The following is a 21994-nucleotide window of genomic DNA, read 5'->3' as shown; positions in this document are numbered from 1 at the left end:
GTTCCGTTAATCTGCCCTTTAGTTGAGCAAAGGCTGTCGATCATGCCGGCACCCTCATCTTGGTTGTGTATGTAACTATCGTTTCTTCGTTAGGTTAACATTCATTCCTACAATATGATAAACTTGGACTGAGGTGACTAACAATGCCATCAAACAAATTAATGCTGTCAGGTATTTTCCTCTTTGTACTGATGTATTACGTTCAAAACAATATGCATATAAGATTGCATCTTTTTGAAGTAATAATTCCATTTATTGGAGTTGTCCTGTTTATTTTTGGACTAATCACGAGGGATAATAAATAGTCAACTGTTAAACTAATCTCCGTTCGTATTATGAGGTCACCAGATAGTTCAGAAAACGGCAGCCGTGAATCAGGCTGCCGTTTCTTCGCGTTTATTCAACTATCGTTCCTCGTTAGCTTAAGTAACCGTGACATTTAAAGTTATAGTTGGGATTTTTCATAACCTCTTCTTTCTGAAGTTCATACATGGCTATTTTATAGTTTATTTCTTCCAAGTGTTTTAGACTTTCGTCAATTTTCTTCTGCACTTCCAATTTATGCTGCATCAACATTTCTTCTCTTTGCAAGAAGGTAGGACTTCCTAATTCATAAAGTTCCTTGTAATCCTTGATTTTTGAAAGAGGCATTCCTGTCTCTTTGAGACAACGAATAAAAGAAATCCAGTCTATTTGTTGTTTGTTATAAACTCTACGGCCTTTTTCGTCACGAGATATATTTGGTAATATCCCTTGCTCTTCATAAAATCTAAGTGTCTTTGCAGATACATTTAAATTCTCCACTACATATGTCATTGAATACAACATCTACTTGTCCCACCTTTAGTTACAGTTACTGTAACTAAATATATATCATATGGAGAATGATAAGACAACTATTCTATTTGTAATCATATAAAAATAAATCCTTTACTTACTGTAACGGTAACCAATTACACTGAAATAGAAAAGAAAATATGATAGCGAGGTTAAAGAAATGAATCAAAAATACAGTAGGTTATTTGAATCCTTCACATTCAGAAGTGGAATAACAATAAAGAATAGTATCGTTATGGCACCTATGACAACCTGGTCAAGTAATGACGATCTTACCATTTCGGATGACGAAGTAAAGTATTACAAACAAAGAGTGAACGGGGTAGGACTCGTAATTACAGGGTGTACTCATGTTACACCTAATGGGCAGGGTTTTACGAATGAATTCGCTGGGTACAATGATGAATTTACTCCAAGTTTACGAAAATTAGCTGAGGCAGCGAAAAGTGGAGGCTCTCCTGCGATCCTACAGATTTTCCATGCTGGCAATAAAGCCTTGCCTGGATTGGATGCAGTTAGTGCGAGTGCATTGCAATCTGAGGCTACTGCTCTTGGCCCAACTGTAGAAACAAGAGAGCTATCACATGAGGAAATCCTGTCGATTATACATGCTTTTGGAGACACAACGAGAAGAGCGATTGAAGCAGGATTTGATGGCATCGAAATTCATGGGGCTCATGGATTTTTAATTCAAAACTTCTGGTCGCCAGCGACAAATCAACGGACGGACCAATGGGGAGGATCACTTGAAAATCGCTTGCGTTTTCCATTGGCGATTATTGAAGAAATCAAAAATGTCATTGAAAAACATGCTACAAAACCATTCATTTTAGGATTCCGATTTTCCCCTGAAGAGTCCTCCAAAGTGGACGGATTACGCATGAAAGATACGTATGAATTAATTGATATCCTTGTTGAACAAGATTTAGATTATATACATGCTTCATTAGATAATGTGTCTTCAAAGCCAGTAGATAGTCAAGATGAAAAAACACGGCTTGAATTGATTCTTGAAAGAGCAAACGGTAAGGTACCTGTGATGGCTGCTGGTTCCATAATAACACCGGATGATGCTCTTAAAGCTGTGGAATTAGGATTGCCGCTAGTCGCCATTGGGCATGCGTTAATTATGGATCCTAATTGGGTTGAAAAGGTCGCAAATGGACGTGAAGCCGAGGTAGATTCTGAGTTGAACGTTTTAAAACTCGACCAGCTTAATATTCCAGAAAAACTTTGGAATGTAATTCAAGCCATGCCGGGTTGGTTTAATATTAGTAACTAAAAAGTAGTCCTAAAGGCTACTCAGATTGACGAGAACCCCAAGTCTTTTATGAGACTTCGGGTTTCTTTTGCTAACTCTAAGGTGCTCCGTCCATCCGTAGTTCGGTAGGGCAATTCTTGCTGCTGCGGACACACATACCGCGTGTATTTCGATCTTGAAGGTCTTTGCAAATTAGGGGCGTTAAATAACCTGAATCTAAGGCTACTGCTCCAGAATACTGTTGCGTTAATCTGCCCGTCCACACATGCAGCGCAAGCGCCGCACCACAGATGATGAATGTAGGTTTCCTTATCGGTCTTTCTTACAGCGGCTAAGACTTAATTTCCATGGGAGCTTAATGCCGCGGTGGCAGTCTAATACTTTATTTTCTCAGTCTACAACTATATTAACCTAGTTAACACTTTATTTTTCAGTCAAATACTTTATTTTCATTGAACATCTGTTGTTACTTCCCCTTCATGCCCTAGTGAAAATAGCCGTTTGCCACCACGCTCTACTTCCCGTCCCTCGGTTTTAAGGGTTTATCTCACATTTACTCACTCATTCGCAGGATTTCATCGCCATGTATAACAGCTGTCGTCCAGAAAGTAAGCTTATTAAACACCGTCGTTCCATGTTTGGATATGCGGGAACAGAAGAAACGTGTGGAACATTTCTCCAAGTGCTATTCTTCTGCACGCATACTCCACTTTCTCCTTGGCGTTCACCATCCCATGGCTCAACGGGTCTATGCCCTCACATTCCTTCGTTACACCTGACCAAGGCGTGGAGACCGATAGCGTTTAGCGGATGGGTCTGAAGCCCTTGCCGGGCAGTAGCTCGGTTCTCCGTGCTTTCTTTTTTGAAATCCTGCGAATGAGTCAATCTATGTGATCTTTAAGTTCGTTTTAAGCAGCTTGCGTAAACGTTGGAGCAGCTATCTCAGGAGAAAAAGTTTCTCCTTTTTGAACAATACTAATGATGATTCGTGCCAGTTTTCCAAGCAGTTTAAATACAGACTGTTGCTTCTTCATATGCTTGATTTGAACATTATTCTCATGTAACTGTCGGAACACAGGATTATTCCCTACGAGCTGGATCGTGGCTAGATATAGATATTTTCGCAGCGTAGCATCGCCTCTTTTAGAAAGCACGATCTGTCCTTTACGTTTTCCCGACGTGCTTTCGGCTAGGTTCAAGCCGGCTTTACGTAATAATTGGCGCCCATGCGCATACTGTCTAAGGTCACCAGCACCTGAAAGAATAGCTGCCGTACAGATTGAGCCTAGTCCTTTGATAGATCGAAGCTGATCGGCCATAGGAATTTCACTGAGCAATTTTTGGATATCTTTTTCAATTTCATTTAGTATTTCAACAATCCGTTCGAACTCTTGCAAGAGTCGGTGTAAATCCTGATTCGCTTCATTGGGAGCAGTCTTGTCGCCTACACTTCGCTTAGCTAGAGAGATAAGTTGCGCAGCTTTCTGCATGCCAGTGGAACCACCGGCTCGCTGCATATGCGCTCTCCAAGCAGTGATCACATCAGATACGGACAGAGACTCTATATCCTGCGGAAATGGGAATTCCTTAAGCGTAGCCAAGGAACGTTTGCAGGTCCAATCTTTAAACACAGAAAAATATTCAGGGAAGCGAATGTCTATCCAGCGGATGATTCGGTTCTGCAGCCGTACACTATTTGTCACCCAATATTCCCGATCACTCATCATTGTTCTCAACCTTTGAAAGACTGCAGCTTGTCGAGAGTATTCATAGTAAAATCCTCGGCTGACCACGTCGGCAATGACAAGCGCATCCTTCGGATCATTCTTAGATGGACTATTGTCGCGATTCTCCTTGTTTCTTTTGGTAGTGGCAGGATTCACCATTACAACGTTTATGCCGTTGTCGGTAAGCCAATTAGCCAGGTTTGACCCGTAATGTCCAGTCGGCTCCATGCCAATGATGAGTCCCTGTAAACGGTGTTTCTGTTTCAGTCCATCGATCCACCGCACTAATTTTTCGAAGCCTTCAATTGTATTTGAAAATGTGAGATGACGATGAGAAAGTACGATGCCGCGAAAATTAGTCGCTTGTGCGACATGAGTTTCCTTCGCGATGTCGATGCCCACAACAAGATGAGAAGTGGTAATTCGTTCAATACGTTGATTTTGTCCGTCTGTTTGTTTAAACTTCATAGTGAGAGCGCCTCCTTGATGGTATTGGGTTATAAACCCGTCGACAAACCCATCATACCGAGGCGCTCCTTTTTTGACAAAGGCTATTTCTTAGCCCTAACAGGAATGTTTAGCTTAGAGTAGGGTAAGACGGGGGATTACTCCCCCGGACTCCCCATCAAACCGTGCATGCGGATTTCCCGCACACGGCTTTCCTTCGTCAGTTCCCCATCTTCAGGAGTGAGTCATCTTCACCCGTCACCGGGCTGCATATTTCACAACTGAATTAGAAACGTGTGGTGAGTAAGTTTGTTAGAAATACCATTCCTGCCGATTCCAACACTTTGTTGGGTATCAGCGAATTAGAAACCGTAGATTTCTTTTTACACATAAAGGCTCGCACCCTCATGCGCGTCCATTCGTCTAACCGTTGAAACTTCTTCTTTACATTCCCTATGCCGAAGTAATTACCAAACCCTCGCACAATTTCATTTAGTTTCTTGAGCATTCCATCAAGGTTAATCCCTTGTTGCCTGCGGGTGATCTTACGGACTTTATCTTTGTATTTCTTCACTTTCGTGTCAGGTACAATGAGATATCCCTTCCAGAAGTCGAATCCAAGAAAGCGAAATCCATCATCGAAATGTACAACCTTCGTTTTCTCAGGGTGCATTCGTAGTTGTAATTCGTTTTCCAGAATGGTCTTTGCCGCTAGGTATGCCTCTTCAGCCTGTTCCTTTGTTTTACATAGAATGACTGCATCATCCGCATACCTTACCACTGCAAAACCTCTCTCCTTCATCCCCCAGTCGAAATGGTTCAAGTACAAATTCGCAAGCAATGGCGACAAATTTCCGCCCTGTGGAGACCCGATTTCCGTTTCATGGAACTGATCATCTTCCATGAATCCCGCCGTTAGCCATCCGCGAATGAGCGTCAGTACTTTTCCGTCGGCGATTCTCTCATGTACTTTCTCCATCAGTAATTCGTGTGGAATTTCATCGAAGAAAGACATAATGTCCAGGTCAACCACATATTCGTATCCGCCGCGTTTCGCGCGTCGAATCGTATTCACTGCTTGGTGCGCCGAGTATCCTGCTCGAAAGCCAAAGCTATAATAGTAGAAGTCTTTCTCGAAAATCGGCTCGATGATCTGGCGTACCGCTTGCTGACATACGCGATCTCGGATTGTAGGAATACCTAACGGTCTTAATTTCCCATTCTCCTTCTCAATGTAATGACGTCGCACAGGGTCAGGCTTGTACCGCCCTTGTTGCAATAACCTTTGGAGCTCCCTCAGGTTCATACTCACATTCTTCTCGAACATGGCAATGCTTACGCCATCGATTCCGCCGCTTCCTTGATTCTTCCTCACGGATAGCCATGCTTCGTACAGATTTTCTATTTGGTACACTTTATCGATCAGGGAGTAATATCGTCGTTTCGGTTTCATTGGTGTTTCACCACCTTTACCGCTACTCACCAAACTGGTCTTGTTTCCGCTACAGATGATCGATTCCTTGCTTGTTCCACGGGCGTAACAAATGCGTCTTAGACTCATTGTCAATCACTCTGTTGGTCCGCCGTGTACTCAGGTCGCCAGTAGTCCTTATCCGTTGGCGTTCTTCGCCATTGGCGGGACGCACCCACTTGGAGCTACTCTCGTTGGTTTAAGGCGCTTACGATCTCCACTCACGCAAACTCACAGATTTTGACGAAGCACGTCCCCTTTGCCTCTGTCTTCCCTCTTTTGAAGCGGAAGCAGGTTATGCGACTGAGTCTTCTTTCTCGCGCGCATACTCATCCGAGTTTTCCCCTCCAGACTGTTACCAGCTTTCATCGGCTCGGACTTACTCGCTATTACGGAACGATCCGCCATCTCGCAGCCCATTGATTCGGCTTTCCCTTTAAGGTTATACCTCCCCTACCTTGTCCGCGTTTGCGTCAAGGAAGCTACGAGACTTCCCTCAGTTATCTGCACATTCTATTCCATCCATCCTGACCCTAATCACGTCGATGAGCCTTGCAGGTCATATCCCTTTGTTTGTTTCCCTACAAGATATACATATTTGCATAAGTTTCCCCGTTTGTTTGGCGGGTCACCCAACATCGCCGCCACCTCTGGTTCACCGCATTCCGGGCTGGATTTTGCCTGCAGGCCCTTCGGATTCCCTCTCACAAGAGACACCCTGCCAATCCTAACCCTGCTGGATTAGGACCTCTACTTCGGCTACGGCACTTTAAAGGGTAAAGTTACCGAGTGGATTTGAACCACTTAGATTGTGCGACTGTGAGGCGCACAAACAAAAGCGGCTGCCGAAGCAACCGCTATTTCACTAACGTTCTCAGTTAGCGGAATGACTTAAATTTATTCCAATATCTCAATAATTTTTTTAGCATTTAATAAGCATTCACACTTATTTAATTTTCGCGAAGGATCCAAATGTCGAAGCATAGATTCAATATAACCAGCTATTTGCTCAGGATCCCTAGACCCGCTATAGTGAATGCATTTTAGTATTTCATAACTTTCGATACCGTAGATCTTTAAATCAAATGGATCCCATGCTGCAATGATTTTATGTATTTTGTCTCCTAGAGAATTAATAACATTTCCTCCTCTACGTAACATTTTACAAATAATATCTGTCTACAGGTCTCATTTGACTACCATTATACTTTGTATTTTGGAAAGTAGTGGATTATCAATATGCTCTCACCGAAAAAAAACGTAATCTACTATCCGGACGAAGTAATAAAATAGTTGAACGTGTTTGATATTCTTTTCAATAAGTATGTAAAAAGACGCTGCCTTGATCATAGGCAACGTCTTTATAATGTCTATTCCACCGCTTTTGGTATGAAGCTACTCCTTTTCTCCCTGATTCAGCCGCTCGAGCAATGAATCAAGAGACTCAACCGTAAGTCCGCCTCCGCTGAATGCAACTAAACCTCGAAGCGGCAAATATTTCAGGAACGCGGTCATCAGCTCGGACATCCCTTCCCCTTCTCCGTTAGAAGAGCCGAATGGCGAATGCTTTAGCAAATCCGTTACGATCGTAGCGGCTCGCGGGTTCTCCATCAGATCGCCAACAGTCGAATTACGAGTATACGTCTTCGCTATCGATACCGTCGAATTCACTCGAATGGTCCTCTTAAGAACGATCTCCGCTGAAGACTTTCCGACCAGAATTTCGAACTCACCTGTCTCAACATGCCAATCGTTCATTTCCACATCGAAATATGCAAAGGATCTCTTGTCAAGCATAAAGGTGACGGTTTTCGCTTCTCCAGGCTCCAGCGCTACTTTGACGAATCCCTTCAGCTCCTTCTCCGGGCGAGACACGCTGCTGCGCACATCCCGCACATACAGTTGCACGATCTCTTTGCCAACTCTGCTGCCGGTATTCTTTATATTGACTGAGACGTGCACCGAATCGCTGTCGTTCATCGTATCTTTGTCCACCACAAGTCCGCCGTATTCGAAAGTTGTATAACTAAGCCCATGACCGAATGGGAACAGTGGCCGTAGCTTTTTCTTGTCATAATAGCGGTAACCGACGTAAATCCCTTCCTTATATTCCACAAGGTCTCCATCACCCGGGAAATTTAAATAAGATGGATTGTCGCTCAACTGAACAGGGAACGTCTCGGCCAGCTTGCCGCAAGGATTGGCATCACCGAACAGTATATCGGCAATCGCACCGCCTAGCGCTTGGCCGCCTAAATAAGCCTCGAGCACAGCCTTTACATTGCCAATCCAAGGCATTTCCACCGGGGCCCCATTGCTAAGCACAATTACTATCTGTTTTTTCGCCGCGGTCACCGCTTCAATCAGCTCCGATTGATTGAGCGGGAGGTTCAAATGCTCGCGATCAAATCCTTCCGATTCATATCGGTCAGGCAAACCGACGAAGAGAATAACGACCGATGCATCTTCTGCAAGCTTGATCGCTTCCTTCAAAAGCTGTGGATTCGTTTGGTCTCCGTTCAACTCATAGCCCTGGGCATACGCAATCTCCGCGCCGCTTCCCGCCGATTTGGCAAGCTCTTCGCTGATATCCTCGAGCTTGGTTGGCTTAATATGCGAGCTGCCTCCGCCTTGATATCTCGGCTGCTTGGCGAGTTGCCCGATGACGGCAATTTTGCCGGACTTCGGCAATGGCAAGATGCCGTCCTCGTTTTTCAGCAGCACCATGCTTTCACGCGCAACTTCCCGTGCTAGAATATGATGCACCTCCGGATCATAGGAAGCACCCGGCTTCTTGCTGTCGACCGCCATGAAGACAATGTTCAATATTCGCTCAACAGCCGAGTCGAGCTTTTTCTCTGACAGCCTGCCGCTTTTCACCGCTTCGACGATTTTACGGTCACCGGCGCCGTTACTTGTCGGCATTTCCAGCTCAAGACCTGCAGCCAAACCGTCTGCACGCTCGTTCACTGCGCCCCAGTCGGAAACGACAAACCCCTCATGTCCCCACTCGTCCTTCAATATTTCTGTAAGTAGACGCTCATTTTCCCCGCAATACTCGCCGTTAAGCTGGTTATAGGCGCACATGACCGTCCACGGTTGCCCTTTTTTTACCGCTCCTTCGAAACTAGCCAAATAAATTTCCCGCAGTGTACGCTCATCCACTACAGCATTAGTCGTCATCCGGCGGTGTTCCTGATTATTAGCTGCGAAATGCTTTAGTGACGTGCCCACGCCTTGGCTCTGTACCCCTTGAATATGAGCAGCAGCCATTTCCGATGACAAATACGGATCCTCCGAAAAATATTCGAAATTGCGGCCGCATAGCGGCGATCTCTTGATATTGGCGCCGGGGCCAAGCAAAATGGCGACGTCTTCAGCCTGACACTCTTCCCCTAGCGCCACACCGACCTTGCCGATCATCTCACGATCCCACGAAGAAGCAAGCCCCGCTGCAGATGGGAAGCACGTAGCAGGAACGCTATCGAACAGTCCCAAATTATCTGCCGACGCGCGCTGCTTACGAAGTCCATGAGGCCCATCCGTCATCATGACGGACGGAATGCCGAGCCGCTCGATCCCTTTCGTATGCCAAAAGTCAAGTCCCGAGCAGAGAGATGCTTTCTCTTCCAAAGTCATTTGTGAAATCAATTCTTGAATATTTCTTTTCATGGTTACCCTCCTAATGTAATGAAATCAACCTTTAACAGCACCAATGGTCATACCTTTGACGAAGTATTTCTGGAAGAACGGATATGCGATCAGAACCGGGATCACGGCAATCACCGCAATCGCCATGCGGAATGTTTCGCTAGGCAGCTGCGCAATGCTCTCCCCAGCTTGCGAGCCGATCTCGCTGTTACTAGCCAAGAACTGGATGTCGCTCATAATCCGGTTGAGCACGTTCTGCAGACTGAACAATTTAGGGTTGGTTACATAAATTAAACCGTTGTTCCAGTCGTTCCAATAAGCCAGTCCTTGAAACAAGCCGACGGTGGCCAGAATCGGCAGCGAGAGAGGCAGCACAATTTTGTAATACATTTTAAATTCGCTTGCACCGTCTATGCTTGCCGATTCCAGTACCGGAACCGGAATTGTCGTCATGAAGAACGTTCGCATGAGAAGCACGTTAAAGCCGTTCATAAGAAGTCCAGGAACGATTAAAGCCCATAGCGTATTCTTGATATGGAATAGTTGTGTATAGATCAAGTACGTTGGAACAAGGCCGCCGTTGAACAACAATGTGAAAAACAACAGAAAGGCGAAGAACGTTCCACCCGGCAAATCGCGGCGCGATAAGGGGTAAGCCAGCATCGATGTTATTAAGAGGCTTATCGTTGTCCCCACGATGGTAATGAGAACTGTGATCCCGTAAGCATTAAATACGAGCGACGATTGCTGCCACAAATATTCGTATGCGCTTAAACTGAACTGTTTTGGAAACAAAGAATACCCATTCTGCAGGATTGTCTTTTCGTCCGTTATGGACGACATTGTCAAAAGAACAAACGGAAGCAGGCAACTGATTGAAAACAAGATCATCACAAGATGTGCGGCCCACTGCCAAACACGATTTTCATTATTCATGTATATCCCCCTTAGAACAGCGCATTTTCTTTGTTGACTTTTCGAACCACATAGTTGGAGACGATAACCAGCACGAATCCGACTATCGATTGGTAGAAGCCAGCGGCTGATGACATGCCTATGTTACCAAGCTGCAATAGACCGCGGAACACATACGTATCGATGACGTTCGTAGTACTGAAGAGGGCTCCTGCATTCATCGGGACTTGATAGAACAGGCCGAAGTCGGAGTAGAAAATGCGCCCGATCGCCAGGAGCGTCAGCATGATGATTACGGGAGTGATCAGCGGTATTGTAATCGTGCGGATTTGCTGCCACTTGGATGCCCCGTCCAGCTTCGCCGCTTCGTAATATTCCGGATCAATGCCGATAATTGCAGCCAGGTAAATGATACATGCGTACCCTGCGCCCTTCCAAGTATGAACCAAGGTCAGAATGACCGGCCAGTATTTCGGCTCGTTGTACCAAGAAATCGGCTCGATGCCCAGCGCCGGCAGGATCGTCTTATTCATGAATCCGGTCTCGATGCTCAGCATCGAAAATGCGAGATAACTGACCAATACCATCGAAATCAGAAATGGTAGAATGATAATGCTTTGATACAGACGGGACGCAAACTTGCTCTTGATTTCGTTCAGCAGAATGGCGAAGCCAACCGCAACGACGAGGCCGATCACAATGAAAGCTGCGTTATAAAGAATCGTATTGCGGGTAATCAAGTAAGCGTCAGATGTTTGGAACAGAAACTTGAAATTCTGAAAACCAACCCAATCGGACCCCCATATTCCTTTAGCGAAATTGATGTCCTTGAAAGCAATCGTGAGACCGAACATTGGTAAATAATTATTGATGATCAAGTATGCAATTCCTGGAAGCATCATTAGATAGAGCGGGCTGTATTTCCAAATTCTCTTCCTGGCATTGCTATGCGTACGTTTTGTCATTCCGAAAGTTCCCCTTTCCATTATCGCGGTGTATGGTATCTTGCTGTACTCTCATAGTAATGAAATTCCGTTCGTCCCACTACCGTTTCTACGACTTCTAGTTTGCACTTTGCCGACTAGCCTTCCACCTCTAATTCAAAAAATTGTCCCTGTCAACAGGCAAAGTTGACAGGGACAATACAGTAATCATTTTTTTATCGCATTCAGTTCTTTGTTAATGACTGCCAACAATTCCGGGACAATATTAAATTGCACCAGTTGGGACATTTTCTGAATGGACATAACCCCTCTCATCACCTCAAAGAACGGATTATTGGCCATATCTCCAAAGTATTTAAGATATACCGCTTTCGTTTCTTCATTGCTATAGAGGTCTTCAATCGTGTCAAATGTAGAATAGTATCCGTCTTTTAATTCGATGGGCTCAGCATTGGATAGATCAAATTTTTCGAACCAGTTGACGACATATTTTGCTTTTTCCGGTTTAACATGGATATAACTAGGGTCAATTTCCGCTGCATGATGAAGCACAATCTCATCCGTATGGATGACGCCAAATTCATCCGCAGCTTCGACTTTTACATAATTCTCCCCTGCGATCAATGGTACATCCTTTATGATTTTCATCGGTGCGCCGCTCTTAATTTCGGTAAGAAGGGTATGATTTAAATAAACTTTAACATCGTGCAAATTAGACAGGATCACAATATCATTGAGCTCTTGGTGCCTATTCACAAATCGTCGGCCGGCTAAATGAACGAAAGGAACCTTAGACCAGTTAGCTTTATAAAGATAAAAGGCGTCCTTCTTGAGTTTCCGGTCAATGGTAACAAGTCCCTTCAAGTTCTTTCCTGTTTCACCGCCTTCATTTCTGTTTGCGCTGCCGAAATCAAACATGTTCCATACATAACCGCCTAATACAAACGATCGCTTATCGAAGGTTTCCAGGGCATTGTGATGGAATAAAAGCTGGTATTCCTCCGTATAATCTTGAACCCCAGGCCTATAAGAATGGTACTTGGGATTCGTATCCACCCCGTATTCGGATACGATTATTGGAATTTGAGGTTGAACTTGATGAAACTCATCTAGGCGTACTTGCAAGTCTTTGATTTCACCATAATACCAGCCGTAGTATAAATTGTATCCGATCAGGTCAGTAAAGCTATTTATTATACTGTCATTCTCAACACCGTTAATATTGGCTTGAACAGTTAAGCGGCTAGGGTCTAATTGTTTGGCCAAAGCTTCCAGTTTTTTGATGGTTGTATAAGTTTGCTCCGTTTCTACGGCAATCGTAATCTCGTTTTGTATACCCCAACAATAGATAGAGGAGTGATTGTAAGCCTGTTTAATGAGCTTTTCCAGCTGTTCTTCCGCATTGCGGTTTTCCGGATCTTGGGTGGAAGGAATGCTGATAAACGGAATCTCGGCCCATACCAGTAAACCGTGACGGTCGCACAAGCTGTAAAAATAGTCATCATGCTGGTAATGGGCAAGACGAAGGCTGTTCGCTCCGATTTCCCGGATCAAGGCTATATCTTCATCCATATGCTTTTTCGTAATGGCATTACCCACACCAGCGAAGTCCTGATGTCGGCATACGCCGTTAATCTTGACTGGTTTGCCATTCAAGAGCAAGCCTTGCTCCGTTGTCGCTTCAACCGTCCTAAATCCTAACGTGATTTGCCGAGAATCGCAGACTTGTCCCTCGATGACCACGGATACCTCTACCGTATACAGATAGGGTTGATCTAAGCCGTCCCAAAGAATCGGATTTACGATTTCACTTCTTATCCTGAATTTTGCTTCATTTCCAAGAGCAAGTTCTGAACTTTCCTCCATGACTGTTTTTCCAAATTCATCCTTAAGCTGTATCTGAAGGATTCCTTCTTTGGAAATTGAGGATTCATTCACGATTTGACCATGTACGGCCAATTCAAACGTTTCTGGTGCGATTTTCCGTTGCGTCAAATAGACACCATCCCGTCCATTGTCCATGACGTCAAAGTGGATATCGTCCATAACAAGAAGTTTCACTTCCCTGTACAATCCGCCATAGAAGGTAAAATCGGCCATTAGGGGGAACACTGAGTTGTCGTAGCTGTTGTCAACCATAATGGCGATAAGATTTTCTCCCTCCTTCAAGTATGGGGTTAAAGGGACTCTAAACATGGCATATCCGCACCGGCTGTCCCCGACCAAGCTGCCGTTGACATAAACATGACCCATATTCCCGGCGGCGCCGATTTCCAGATAGATGCGTTTTGTCAAATCCTCTTGGGTAATATCCAAAATCCGCTGATACCAGCATTGCCCCCGGTAGTACTGTTCGCTACCACCCTGACCGTCGGTATCGTTCCAGGAATGAGGCAGTGTGACAGACTGGCCGTCTTGTATGGACTCAAGTATGTAGGCGGGATTATTATTTTTCGTGAATGTCCATTGATCGTTTAATGGCATGATATTTAGCATCTATATATACCCCTTTTCGGTGTCGATTGAAATGACAGAATCCCTGTCAAAAAATTCCCCGACCAACTGAGATGTTGATCGGGGCAAATGAATTGGAGCCGAAATGAATTATTTACTGCTTTTCGCCCATTCGTCGAGCTGTTTTTGTTTCTCTGTGATAATTTTATCAATTCCGGCGGATTTCAGCTTGGAGATAAACTCTGGCAAGACTTTCTCCGGATCGACGCTTCCCGTCTCAAGCGGAAGCTTATACTGCGTAACCACGTTGGTTACCGCGGCATATTCAGCCTTAACCGGATTTGCGTCGAACGTAAAGCCGAGCGCCTTGGATTTCAACGCCGATTTGTTGAATTGGTCCATTTTCTCCCATATTTTCGGATCGTCTCCTTTAAATACATAGGAGAGGAATTGATTTCCAAACAACCATCCCGTATTCGGGTTGTATCCGGAGGATTTAGTGTCAACGCCTTGAGGATAGTCGATAACATCACCCGATTTGACATAGTGTTTCCCTTCCACACCCCAATCGAACAGGTTGACGATATCTTTGTCTGAATACATAAGGTTCAGGAAATCCATCGCTTTTTCCGGTGTCTTGGAGTTAATTGGTATCCCCCACATGACACCTGTGACGTTAGTAGTTGTAGAAACAGGCTGAAGCAAGTTTGCCGTGACCACAGGCACACCGCTGCTCTTCGATTCTTGCTGCTCAAACCCTGGCTTCATATTGGAGAAATAGGCAAAACCGCGGTTCGACTTGATCAAATCAAACTGAGAAGTTTTATTAGTTGCGGCGTCTTTCAGAATCAAGCCAGATGTATACCAGTTTCTCATCTTTTTGGTAAACTGAGCATATTCCTCCGTTTCGTACAAATTGACTACTTTGAGATTATTGTCAAAATTCGGAAGAACACCAAGTGAATCCCCAAGCATGTCAAACGTACGGTACGAATCGAGCATCGTTCTACCGATATTGCCTGGAATCAATGGCGTCACATTTGGCTCTTTCTCCTTGATCGTTTTCAATGTGGCCTCTACATCGTCTAGCGTACGAATTTTACTAACATCGATTTGATACTTGTCGACCAAATCCTTCCGCATTGTCAGACCATTATACGCGGCAAAGTCGCGGATGGTAGGAATAGCGTAGATTGATCCAGCAATTTTGGCTGCATTGAGATAGGACGAATCCATCGCTTTTGCAATCCCTTGGCCGTGCTGTTCGAGAAGTTTGCTAAGCGCAACAATTTGACCTTTTGAAACATAGCTGCTGTAGTTGTTGCCTCCTACATACATTAAATCCAGCTTTTCGCTGCTGCTCAGCATCAGGTTAATTTGCTGATCCCAGTTCCCAAAGCTGATCGGCGTCAACTTCACAGTAGCATTGATCTTCTTCTGTGCGATTTGATTAATGGAATCCTGCACCAAGGACAAATCCTTAGGCACTGCACCGAAAATCGGGAAAGCAACAGTCAGTTCCGTCGGTTTTTCCTCCGGCTTAACTTCTTTATCCCCGGCTGGTGCCGCTCCTCCGCTATTGCCGCCGCACGCGGATAGTAAGAGCATTGACCCGATGATGAGTGCGCTTGCCAACATGAATCTTTTCTTCATGGTACTCCCCCATTTACAATTTGGCGTTTGCCTACTGAGACTGTTTGCGATACTCGGAAATCTTCAGCAAGCATATCTTTATTTTACTTTTACTGCAGATTCGGCTCTGCTCCGCTCACGACTTTTCGCTGTGCATTTGCCGACTACCTTTCACTTTGAACTGGTTGATGAAGTTGGCGGTATTCAATCGGATTCAGGTCGGTATGCTTCTTGAACATCCGGGAGAAATGGGAGAAATTCGCATACCCGATATGCGATGCCACGGCGCTGATCTGCATATCGGTTTTCGCGAGCAGTTCCTGGGCAAGCTTGAGCCGTTCGTGAAACAGATAATCCGATACGGCCATGCCCGTTTCCTTTTTAAAGATCCGCGTCAAATAGTCCGGATTCAAAAACACGTGATTCGCGATCTCTTCCCTCGACAAGTCTTCTGCAATATGCTGCTTAATATAACTAATAACTCTTTGGACAACACTGAAGGATTGTTCAACTGTATTCACATACTCCATCGCTTTGCTTACAACGTGGTTCATCCATGCGATCAGATCGGTTACTGAGCGGGTCGCGTTTGCGGAAAACTCCAGCGAGATGGTATCGCTAAACAATTGGTGAGCTTGAATACCTTTCATCTGGAGCATATAATACATCGCTTGCTGAAAATCCTGGTAAAATTGGCGGAGCAGGTTTGCATCCAAGCCATTCTGCCGCAACAACAGCTCTAAAAAAGAGGTTGCTTCTTCCAATACTTTAGCGAACTCCCCCTCCTTCAGCATAATCGACCATGTGCTCATGTCGGGGAGCTGTCTACTAACAGGTTGTAATTGATCCCCGGAAAGCAGGAAAATCTTATTGTTATAGGCCACGTTGTTTTTCTCATTTTCACCAAGTCGTTTTACCATCCCAAACATTTCGTGACCGTGTACTTTTTCACCAATATAACAGGAAAGATCGCAGTAAAAATACTTCCTGCAGGCGTCAATGTAACGTTCGCAAGATTGTTTCAACAACAGCTCGATGTCGGAATAACTTTCGGCAGATATGATAGCTAGTAATCTTCCGCTGTTTAACGTTATTATTTGTCCGTTTTTTTTGTTCCCCAGAATGATTTCCTCAGCCGTATTTGTTAGCGCATATTCCAATATCTTCTCTTCGCGCATCGTCACATGCTTGTGCCATCTCTGCACGCTAATTAGTACCGGGACAAATGTCATTTTATCGGCATAAGGGATGTTGCGATCCGCCGCGGCTCGACTTACCGACTCCGCTCTGGGCGGTATCGTCTGGTTGATGATATCCAGCCAGAACCGCTCAATCAGCATTGGTTGATGTTGGAACCAGAATTGGCCATATTGGCGGAATTCAACTAATTCCGAATCTTTATTGATTTTCTCAACCGCTTTGAGGATCGTTTTTTCCAACTCCTCATAAGGAATCGGCTTGAGAATGTAGTCCAGACTCCCTAACTGGAGAGCTTGTTGGGCATATTTGAAATCAGCATGACAGGTCAAGAAAATCATCGCCGTCCTCGGATATCGTTCCATAACCCATTCCGCCAGTTCCAGTCCCGATACTTGCGGCATCTCGATATCGCAGAGCATAATATCGATTCGCTCATTTTCGAACAGCTCTTTCGCTTGTTTTACGGTAAAAGCCGAGAATACTGAGGTTATACCAATCTTCTGCCAATCGACTCCCGACCGGACTCCTTCAACAGCATGAATTTCATCGTCTACAATCAATAATTGAAGCATACTAGGAATCCCCTTTCCTATCTTTCCGATTGATATGGAAGCTTGATTTCTATAACAGCGCCGCTAGGGAAACCATTGTAACAGGATATGGCCGCATGCTCTCCATATAACAGTTGCAATCGCTTACGAACATTCCAAATACCAATATGCTCGCCTTGTTCGTCGACCACGCGGTTTCCAGAACGAATCTCGGCTAATACATCCTCCGAAAATCCTTTGCCAGTATCGCGAATGACGATTTCGATATAGGGCTCCAGTCCGGTTTCCATCAAATCGATGGCAACGGAAATATGCACGGATTCGTCCAGCGTGACACTGTGCTTGATGGAATTTTCCAAAAAGGTTTGAATCACCAGGGGGGGGATCGGAATATTTTCCAGGAAATCGGGTGAATCAATCGTACAAGTTAAGCTGTTTGGAAACCGGAGCTCCTGAATCCGAATATAGTTTCGGACATGCTGCAATTCTTCCCGCAACATAACAAACGTCAAATTACTTCGAAACATGAATCTGAAATACTGGACAAGACATAACGTCATTTCCTGAATTAATTCGTAGTTTTTCACTTGAGCCAGATTAAACAGGATGTTCAAAGAATTCATGAAAAAATGCGGGTTAATCTGCAGCTGCAAGTGCTGAAGCTCCGCTTTGTGCTTACTAAGCTGTTCTTCGTACACATTGATTTTCAACTCTTCGATTTGCGACATCATGCGGTTAAAGGTTTGGTTGACCAAAAGAAATTCATCAGAAGCCGGATAAGACTCGATTCGAACATTCACGTTTCCATTATTGATCCTTCTCATAACTGCAATCATCCGTTTAAGCGGAACGAGCAGAATGTGGCGGAGAAAAAAAAGACTTATCGGTATAAGCACAATGGAGGCAAGTGAAATCACCTCTATGATACGCGTCAGACTAGGCAAATTTTGTAAAATTTGTTTGTCCGGAATAACCGCTACCAGGTTAAAGTCACCTTTTTGCGAGGGCTCCCCGACAATAAGCAAGTTATTCTTGCTTCCCGATATATAAAACTGCTGAAAGCTTTTCGAGAAATCAATGTTTTCATCAACCAATGGATTGGTGCTGACCATCAACTCCCCTTGATTTGTTACAAAAAGAGCGCTCCCTTCGTTGCCCAAATTAATTAGATTCAACGGTATGAGCAGCGTCTTAGCGTTGACCCATGCCCCGATATAGAGATCACCCGATTGAATGACGCGCAGCATGTAATAGTCTTGTCCGATTTTCTGAACGAACCAGCTGCCGCGAATCTCCGCGAGGTTAGGATGTTCGCTCAGCAAACGTTGTAAATATTGCTCAACCTGATCCCTCTCCGGAAATGTAACCGATGCTTTGAAAACGTCCAACAAATCCTGTCTTGACTGTGAATACACATAAAAAGCATCGACCGATTTGTAAAGAACAATATCGCTTGATAGTTTAACTGAAACGCTATGCTTGGCCAGCTGATATTCGTCCTCTGAATTAGGAGTATTCATCGAACGGATATCATAATCCGAAGTTACTAAGCTGAGCAAATTTCGATCCGCATCTTGCAGTTGGGTATCAATTTGCCCCTCATACAAAGAGATTAAATTTTTAATTGACGACGCCACCTGATTGTGTACGACATGAATGCTGTAGAAATTATTGTAGATCAGCAGCGTGATGAGAGGAACTGTCACAATGAGCAGCCCGGCTACCAGCTTGAACCGAATGGAATTCCAAGATATATGCGGAAGCCGCAGTCCCATCCAATGTCTCTCCCTTCTGGAAATCTAAAAGGACTGCCAAGATTCCTCTCAGCAGTCCGACTTTATTCATTAGTATGCCATCATAATCATATGGGATTCCTAGATATATTCGCTACTGTTTTGACGACATATCCCTATGCATATAACGACTTTAGCCGTCTTTCGCTTCTATGATTAATACCACATATCATAGTAAACTGCCCTTTCATTAAAAAAAACACCACTGCCTTCAAAACTTTATTGTCTACTTCAAAACTTATTTGTTTTGTAACCCGATAATTGATTGATGTTGTTGTTGGGTGACAAATAAAGTTTTGAAGTGGTTGTGGTGTTCAAAAAACTAAAAAACAATTAAGTTTTGAAGTACCTCTGACACAAATAAAAGCAGACAGTTCATTCAACGGTTCTGGTGCAAGGATTTAAAAAAGTTCGCAGTTACCTGACAAACTATACTTTGTCTATGCCACTAAACCAAATATCTTATTTAGCCATTCAACAGCAGTGAGGACAGTCGAATTATCATCGGCCTGCCCTTTCCTTATCATATGTAAAGCCTCAATTCCCTTTAACGTCTGATCCGCTGTAAGAAACGATTTGAAACCAAGCATTGGTTTTGTGATTTTCTTTATGAACCGGTGATCTTGCTCCACAATGTTGTTTAGATACTTTGTCTGTCTAATCAAGGTTTCTTTTGCTAAGGATTTCTCATTTATTAATTCTTGTATGGCAGGTGGATAGGCTGGATTTTTATCCAAAGTGATTACACGTGGGATTTGAGTATGTGGAGAGGACAAAGCCTTTGTAAAGAAGCGCTTAGCTGCCTGCATATCCCGATTTTCAGATAACATAAAATCAATGGTTTTCCCAATAGAATCAACGGCTCTGTATAAATACTTCCACTGACCTTTAACTTTGATGTAGGTTTCGTCAGTCCTCCACGAGTCGTTTGTAGGCTTCAAAAAAGGGCGGATTCGTTTGTCGATTTCGGGTCCAAATTCATGCACCCATCTCATGATCGTCGTATGGGAAATCCTTAATCCTCGATCACTCATCATTTCAACTATATCTCGATAGCTTAAACTATATTTCAAATACCATCTCACCGTTAGTAAAATGATTGCAGATTCATATTGCTTCCATTTAAATATATCCAATTTCGTTTCCAAAGCAAGTTGCTCCATCCCATGACTTCAATATCAACTACGTTATCATGAATTAGAGCTTTGCACCACAACCGCCAATAGTTCTTTACCCTTAATAATATTGGCCGATCCTGGTATTTGTTGTTTTGTTATTTCACCTTTTTCAATAAGTAGTTTCCTAATGATCTGGTATAGTTTCCTACTCATTCCAGCAATCTCATCTGCTGGTGGATATATTGAGGGTACTTCAATATAAGACTTGGATTCAGGATCTAATAAATAAATCCTAGAAATATCCTCAATATCAAATTTTATCTTGCAATTTTTTTTCCTCTTATTACTAATAAATCTAGTAGTTTCAGGTGAAGCATATTTCACATTTTCTTCCCGTATTCCATCGTTTTTATACGATTTCATATCTGAAGGAAGCAATTGTATCTTGTAGTATGGCTCATCCTCTTCTTTAATAAAGGGAGGATTACCCATAATTTCTATGGCCTGATAATATCTTGCACACGGTGTATTACATTCCAGCGGAAGTCCTTTATGCACATCGTGGTGGTAGATATCGGTGATATAGTGAACAAGTAATTCACGAAGATTGTTTAAGGTCAAAATAGCATCCTTAGCAGCTTCTTTACGATCATTTTTATCAGGATTTGTCTTATAACGAAAACCAAGTAAATCCTCCAAGAACTCTTGATTTATTGTTCTAAAGTATCTCTCAATGATTCCGCCATATCGAGGTGTAGCGATCGGCCGATAACGAACTTCTGAATGTAAAACATCTTCAATCATGCTTTTAACATAAGTACTAGTAAAATCTGAACCGTTATCCATGTGAAAAACCGTCGGTATTCCATGAAAATCCCAATCATTTATAGTTCCATACTTCTCCTTTGTCCTTTTCATACATATCCCATTAAATATACAATTCATTACTTTAAACCCGGATGGATCATGCAGAGATAAATCCATTCCCCATACCTTTCTAGTGTACACGTCAATTGCTAGAGTAAGCCAAGGTTCACCGACACTATATCCAGTATTTTCGTCAATAACAGTAATAGGTAATCGTACATGGTCAATCTCTATTACTTGTAGGGGTACTTTTGCAAAGCTTTGATTTGCATTTGTGTTCATAATTTTGGGATCTGTACCCCCATCTCCATAAGCTAATTTCTCAAGAACATATGGATTGATACGGTTGACAATCTTGTAGACTGTATCATATTCTAGCGGCTCTATTTTTTCATTTATACACTTAAGCTGAATTATTGTATGAAGCTTTGAAACATTTTTTCGCCGCTTACCTAAGTAGTAATCTTCAATTGCTGTTTTAAGAATTGGTATATAGTCTTTATGAAGACGAACAAAAATGGTATCAAGTATTAGCTCTTTCTTCTTAGGATGGCAAAGTTCTAGTGGTAAGTCATCACTTCGAACATGGGAATTTAAATGAGCTTTTGACACTAAACCTTCGACCCCATGATTATCCCGTTGACTTTCACTTTCAAGATAAGCAGCCAGATATCTTTCAAGTTGACGAGTAGATTTACCACAATCTTTATCCTCAGAGATCCGCTTAAGTAACTCTTTTTTACTTAATGTTTGTACGGTCTCTCCTTCTTTTAGATACTTTTTATAGTGCTCGTTAAAAGCAATAACAGCATACATATCCCCACTCTTGGCACTTTCAAAAGTTAAAATTGGTTTAATCCAGTTTAATTTTTTAGTCGCCAACTTTTGTCGATCCTCTGGTAAAGTATCTAAGAGTGATCGCTGATTTGATTCTATTTTCGCGATATTCTTTTCCACTTTCTTATGACTTTCAGAAATTATTTCAAAGGTATCATCATTAATTAATGAGTAATAATTAACTTTACTAATTTTCCTTTCCCCATCTTCTTTGAATATTAAAATATTGGGAGGTTCGATGTTATGCACGATAAACTTTGTTCCACACCACAAAAAGGAATCATCAATT

The 21994-nt window shown here is 43.3% G+C and carries 14 protein-coding genes; 1 reads left to right on the top strand and 13 read right to left on the bottom strand.

The features are described from left to right. Window positions 1-417: 417 nt before the first annotated feature. Window positions 418-828, bottom strand: a complete 411-nt coding sequence (locus QFZ77_RS12925; protein WP_307440055.1) for a MerR family transcriptional regulator — start codon at window positions 826-828, stop codon at window positions 418-420. Between the two features lie 169 nt (window positions 829-997). Here QFZ77_RS12925 and QFZ77_RS12920 point away from each other — a divergent pair, with 169 nt between their 5' ends. Next, window positions 998-2119 carry an NADH-dependent flavin oxidoreductase gene (locus QFZ77_RS12920; protein WP_307440054.1) on the top strand — a complete coding sequence of 374 codons (1122 nt, stop codon included), beginning with the start codon at window positions 998-1000 and terminating at the stop codon, window positions 2117-2119. 887 nt (window positions 2120-3006) lie between these two features. Here the strand turns inward: QFZ77_RS12920 and QFZ77_RS12915 are convergent. The 12 genes from QFZ77_RS12915 to QFZ77_RS12860 all read right to left on the bottom strand — a co-directional run bounded on the left by QFZ77_RS12915 (window position 3007) and on the right by QFZ77_RS12860 (window position 21954). Then, window positions 3007-4293: an IS110 family RNA-guided transposase gene (locus QFZ77_RS12915; RefSeq protein WP_307440053.1), complete on the bottom strand. Its 1287-nt coding sequence runs from the start codon at window positions 4291-4293 to the stop codon at window positions 3007-3009. A 265-nt stretch (window positions 4294-4558) separates the two neighbouring features. Further along, window positions 4559-5725: a group II intron reverse transcriptase/maturase gene (gene ltrA, locus QFZ77_RS12910; protein ID WP_307440052.1), complete on the bottom strand. Its 1167-nt coding sequence runs from the start codon at window positions 5723-5725 to the stop codon at window positions 4559-4561. Window positions 5726-5974: 249 nt separating this feature from the next. Continuing rightward, complete coding sequence (locus QFZ77_RS12905) at window positions 5975-6163, bottom strand: hypothetical protein (protein ID WP_307440050.1); 189 nt, start codon at window positions 6161-6163, stop codon at window positions 5975-5977. A 975-nt stretch (window positions 6164-7138) separates the two neighbouring features. Beyond that, window positions 7139-9415 carry a glycoside hydrolase family 3 C-terminal domain-containing protein gene (locus QFZ77_RS12900; protein ID WP_307440047.1) on the bottom strand — a complete coding sequence of 759 codons (2277 nt, stop codon included), beginning with the start codon at window positions 9413-9415 and terminating at the stop codon, window positions 7139-7141. Window positions 9416-9439: 24 nt separating this feature from the next. Then, window positions 9440-10330, bottom strand: a complete 891-nt coding sequence (locus tag QFZ77_RS12895) for a carbohydrate ABC transporter permease (protein ID WP_307440045.1) — start codon at window positions 10328-10330, stop codon at window positions 9440-9442. Window positions 10331-10341: 11 nt separating this feature from the next. Beyond that, window positions 10342-11274: an ABC transporter permease gene (locus QFZ77_RS12890; RefSeq protein WP_047677910.1), complete on the bottom strand. Its 933-nt coding sequence runs from the start codon at window positions 11272-11274 to the stop codon at window positions 10342-10344. Window positions 11275-11460: 186 nt separating this feature from the next. Beyond that, window positions 11461-13749, bottom strand: coding sequence for a glycoside hydrolase family 2 protein (locus tag QFZ77_RS12885; RefSeq protein WP_307440042.1), 2289 nt, complete (start codon window positions 13747-13749; stop codon window positions 11461-11463). Window positions 13750-13857: 108 nt separating this feature from the next. Then, the gene (locus tag QFZ77_RS12880) at window positions 13858-15360 is read right to left on the bottom strand and encodes an ABC transporter substrate-binding protein (protein WP_307440040.1); all 1503 of its coding nucleotides are present in this window, start codon (window positions 15358-15360) and stop codon (window positions 13858-13860) included. Between the two features lie 143 nt (window positions 15361-15503). Then, window positions 15504-17111 carry a response regulator gene (locus QFZ77_RS12875; RefSeq protein ID WP_307440039.1) on the bottom strand — a complete coding sequence of 536 codons (1608 nt, stop codon included), beginning with the start codon at window positions 17109-17111 and terminating at the stop codon, window positions 15504-15506. 17 nt (window positions 17112-17128) lie between these two features. Next, the gene (locus QFZ77_RS12870) at window positions 17129-18865 is read right to left on the bottom strand and encodes a sensor histidine kinase (protein ID WP_307440037.1); all 1737 of its coding nucleotides are present in this window, start codon (window positions 18863-18865) and stop codon (window positions 17129-17131) included. A gap of 458 nt (window positions 18866-19323) precedes the next feature. Continuing rightward, a complete protein-coding gene (locus tag QFZ77_RS12865; protein WP_373462592.1) occupies window positions 19324-20031 on the bottom strand; it encodes an IS6 family transposase in 708 nt (235 codons plus the stop codon). A 42-nt stretch (window positions 20032-20073) separates the two neighbouring features. Continuing rightward, window positions 20074-21954 (bottom strand): Mu transposase C-terminal domain-containing protein, encoded by a 1881-nt coding sequence (locus tag QFZ77_RS12860; protein ID WP_307440033.1) that lies wholly within the window; start codon window positions 21952-21954, stop codon window positions 20074-20076. Window positions 21955-21994 lie beyond the last annotated feature (40 nt).

Origin of the sequence: Paenibacillus sp. V4I3 (assembly GCF_030817215.1) — a bacterium.
Lineage (GTDB): Bacteria > Bacillota > Bacilli > Paenibacillales > NBRC-103111 > Paenibacillus_E.
The sequence above is the reverse complement of the archived record's forward strand: the minus strand, read 5'-3'. Positions and strand labels throughout refer to the sequence as shown.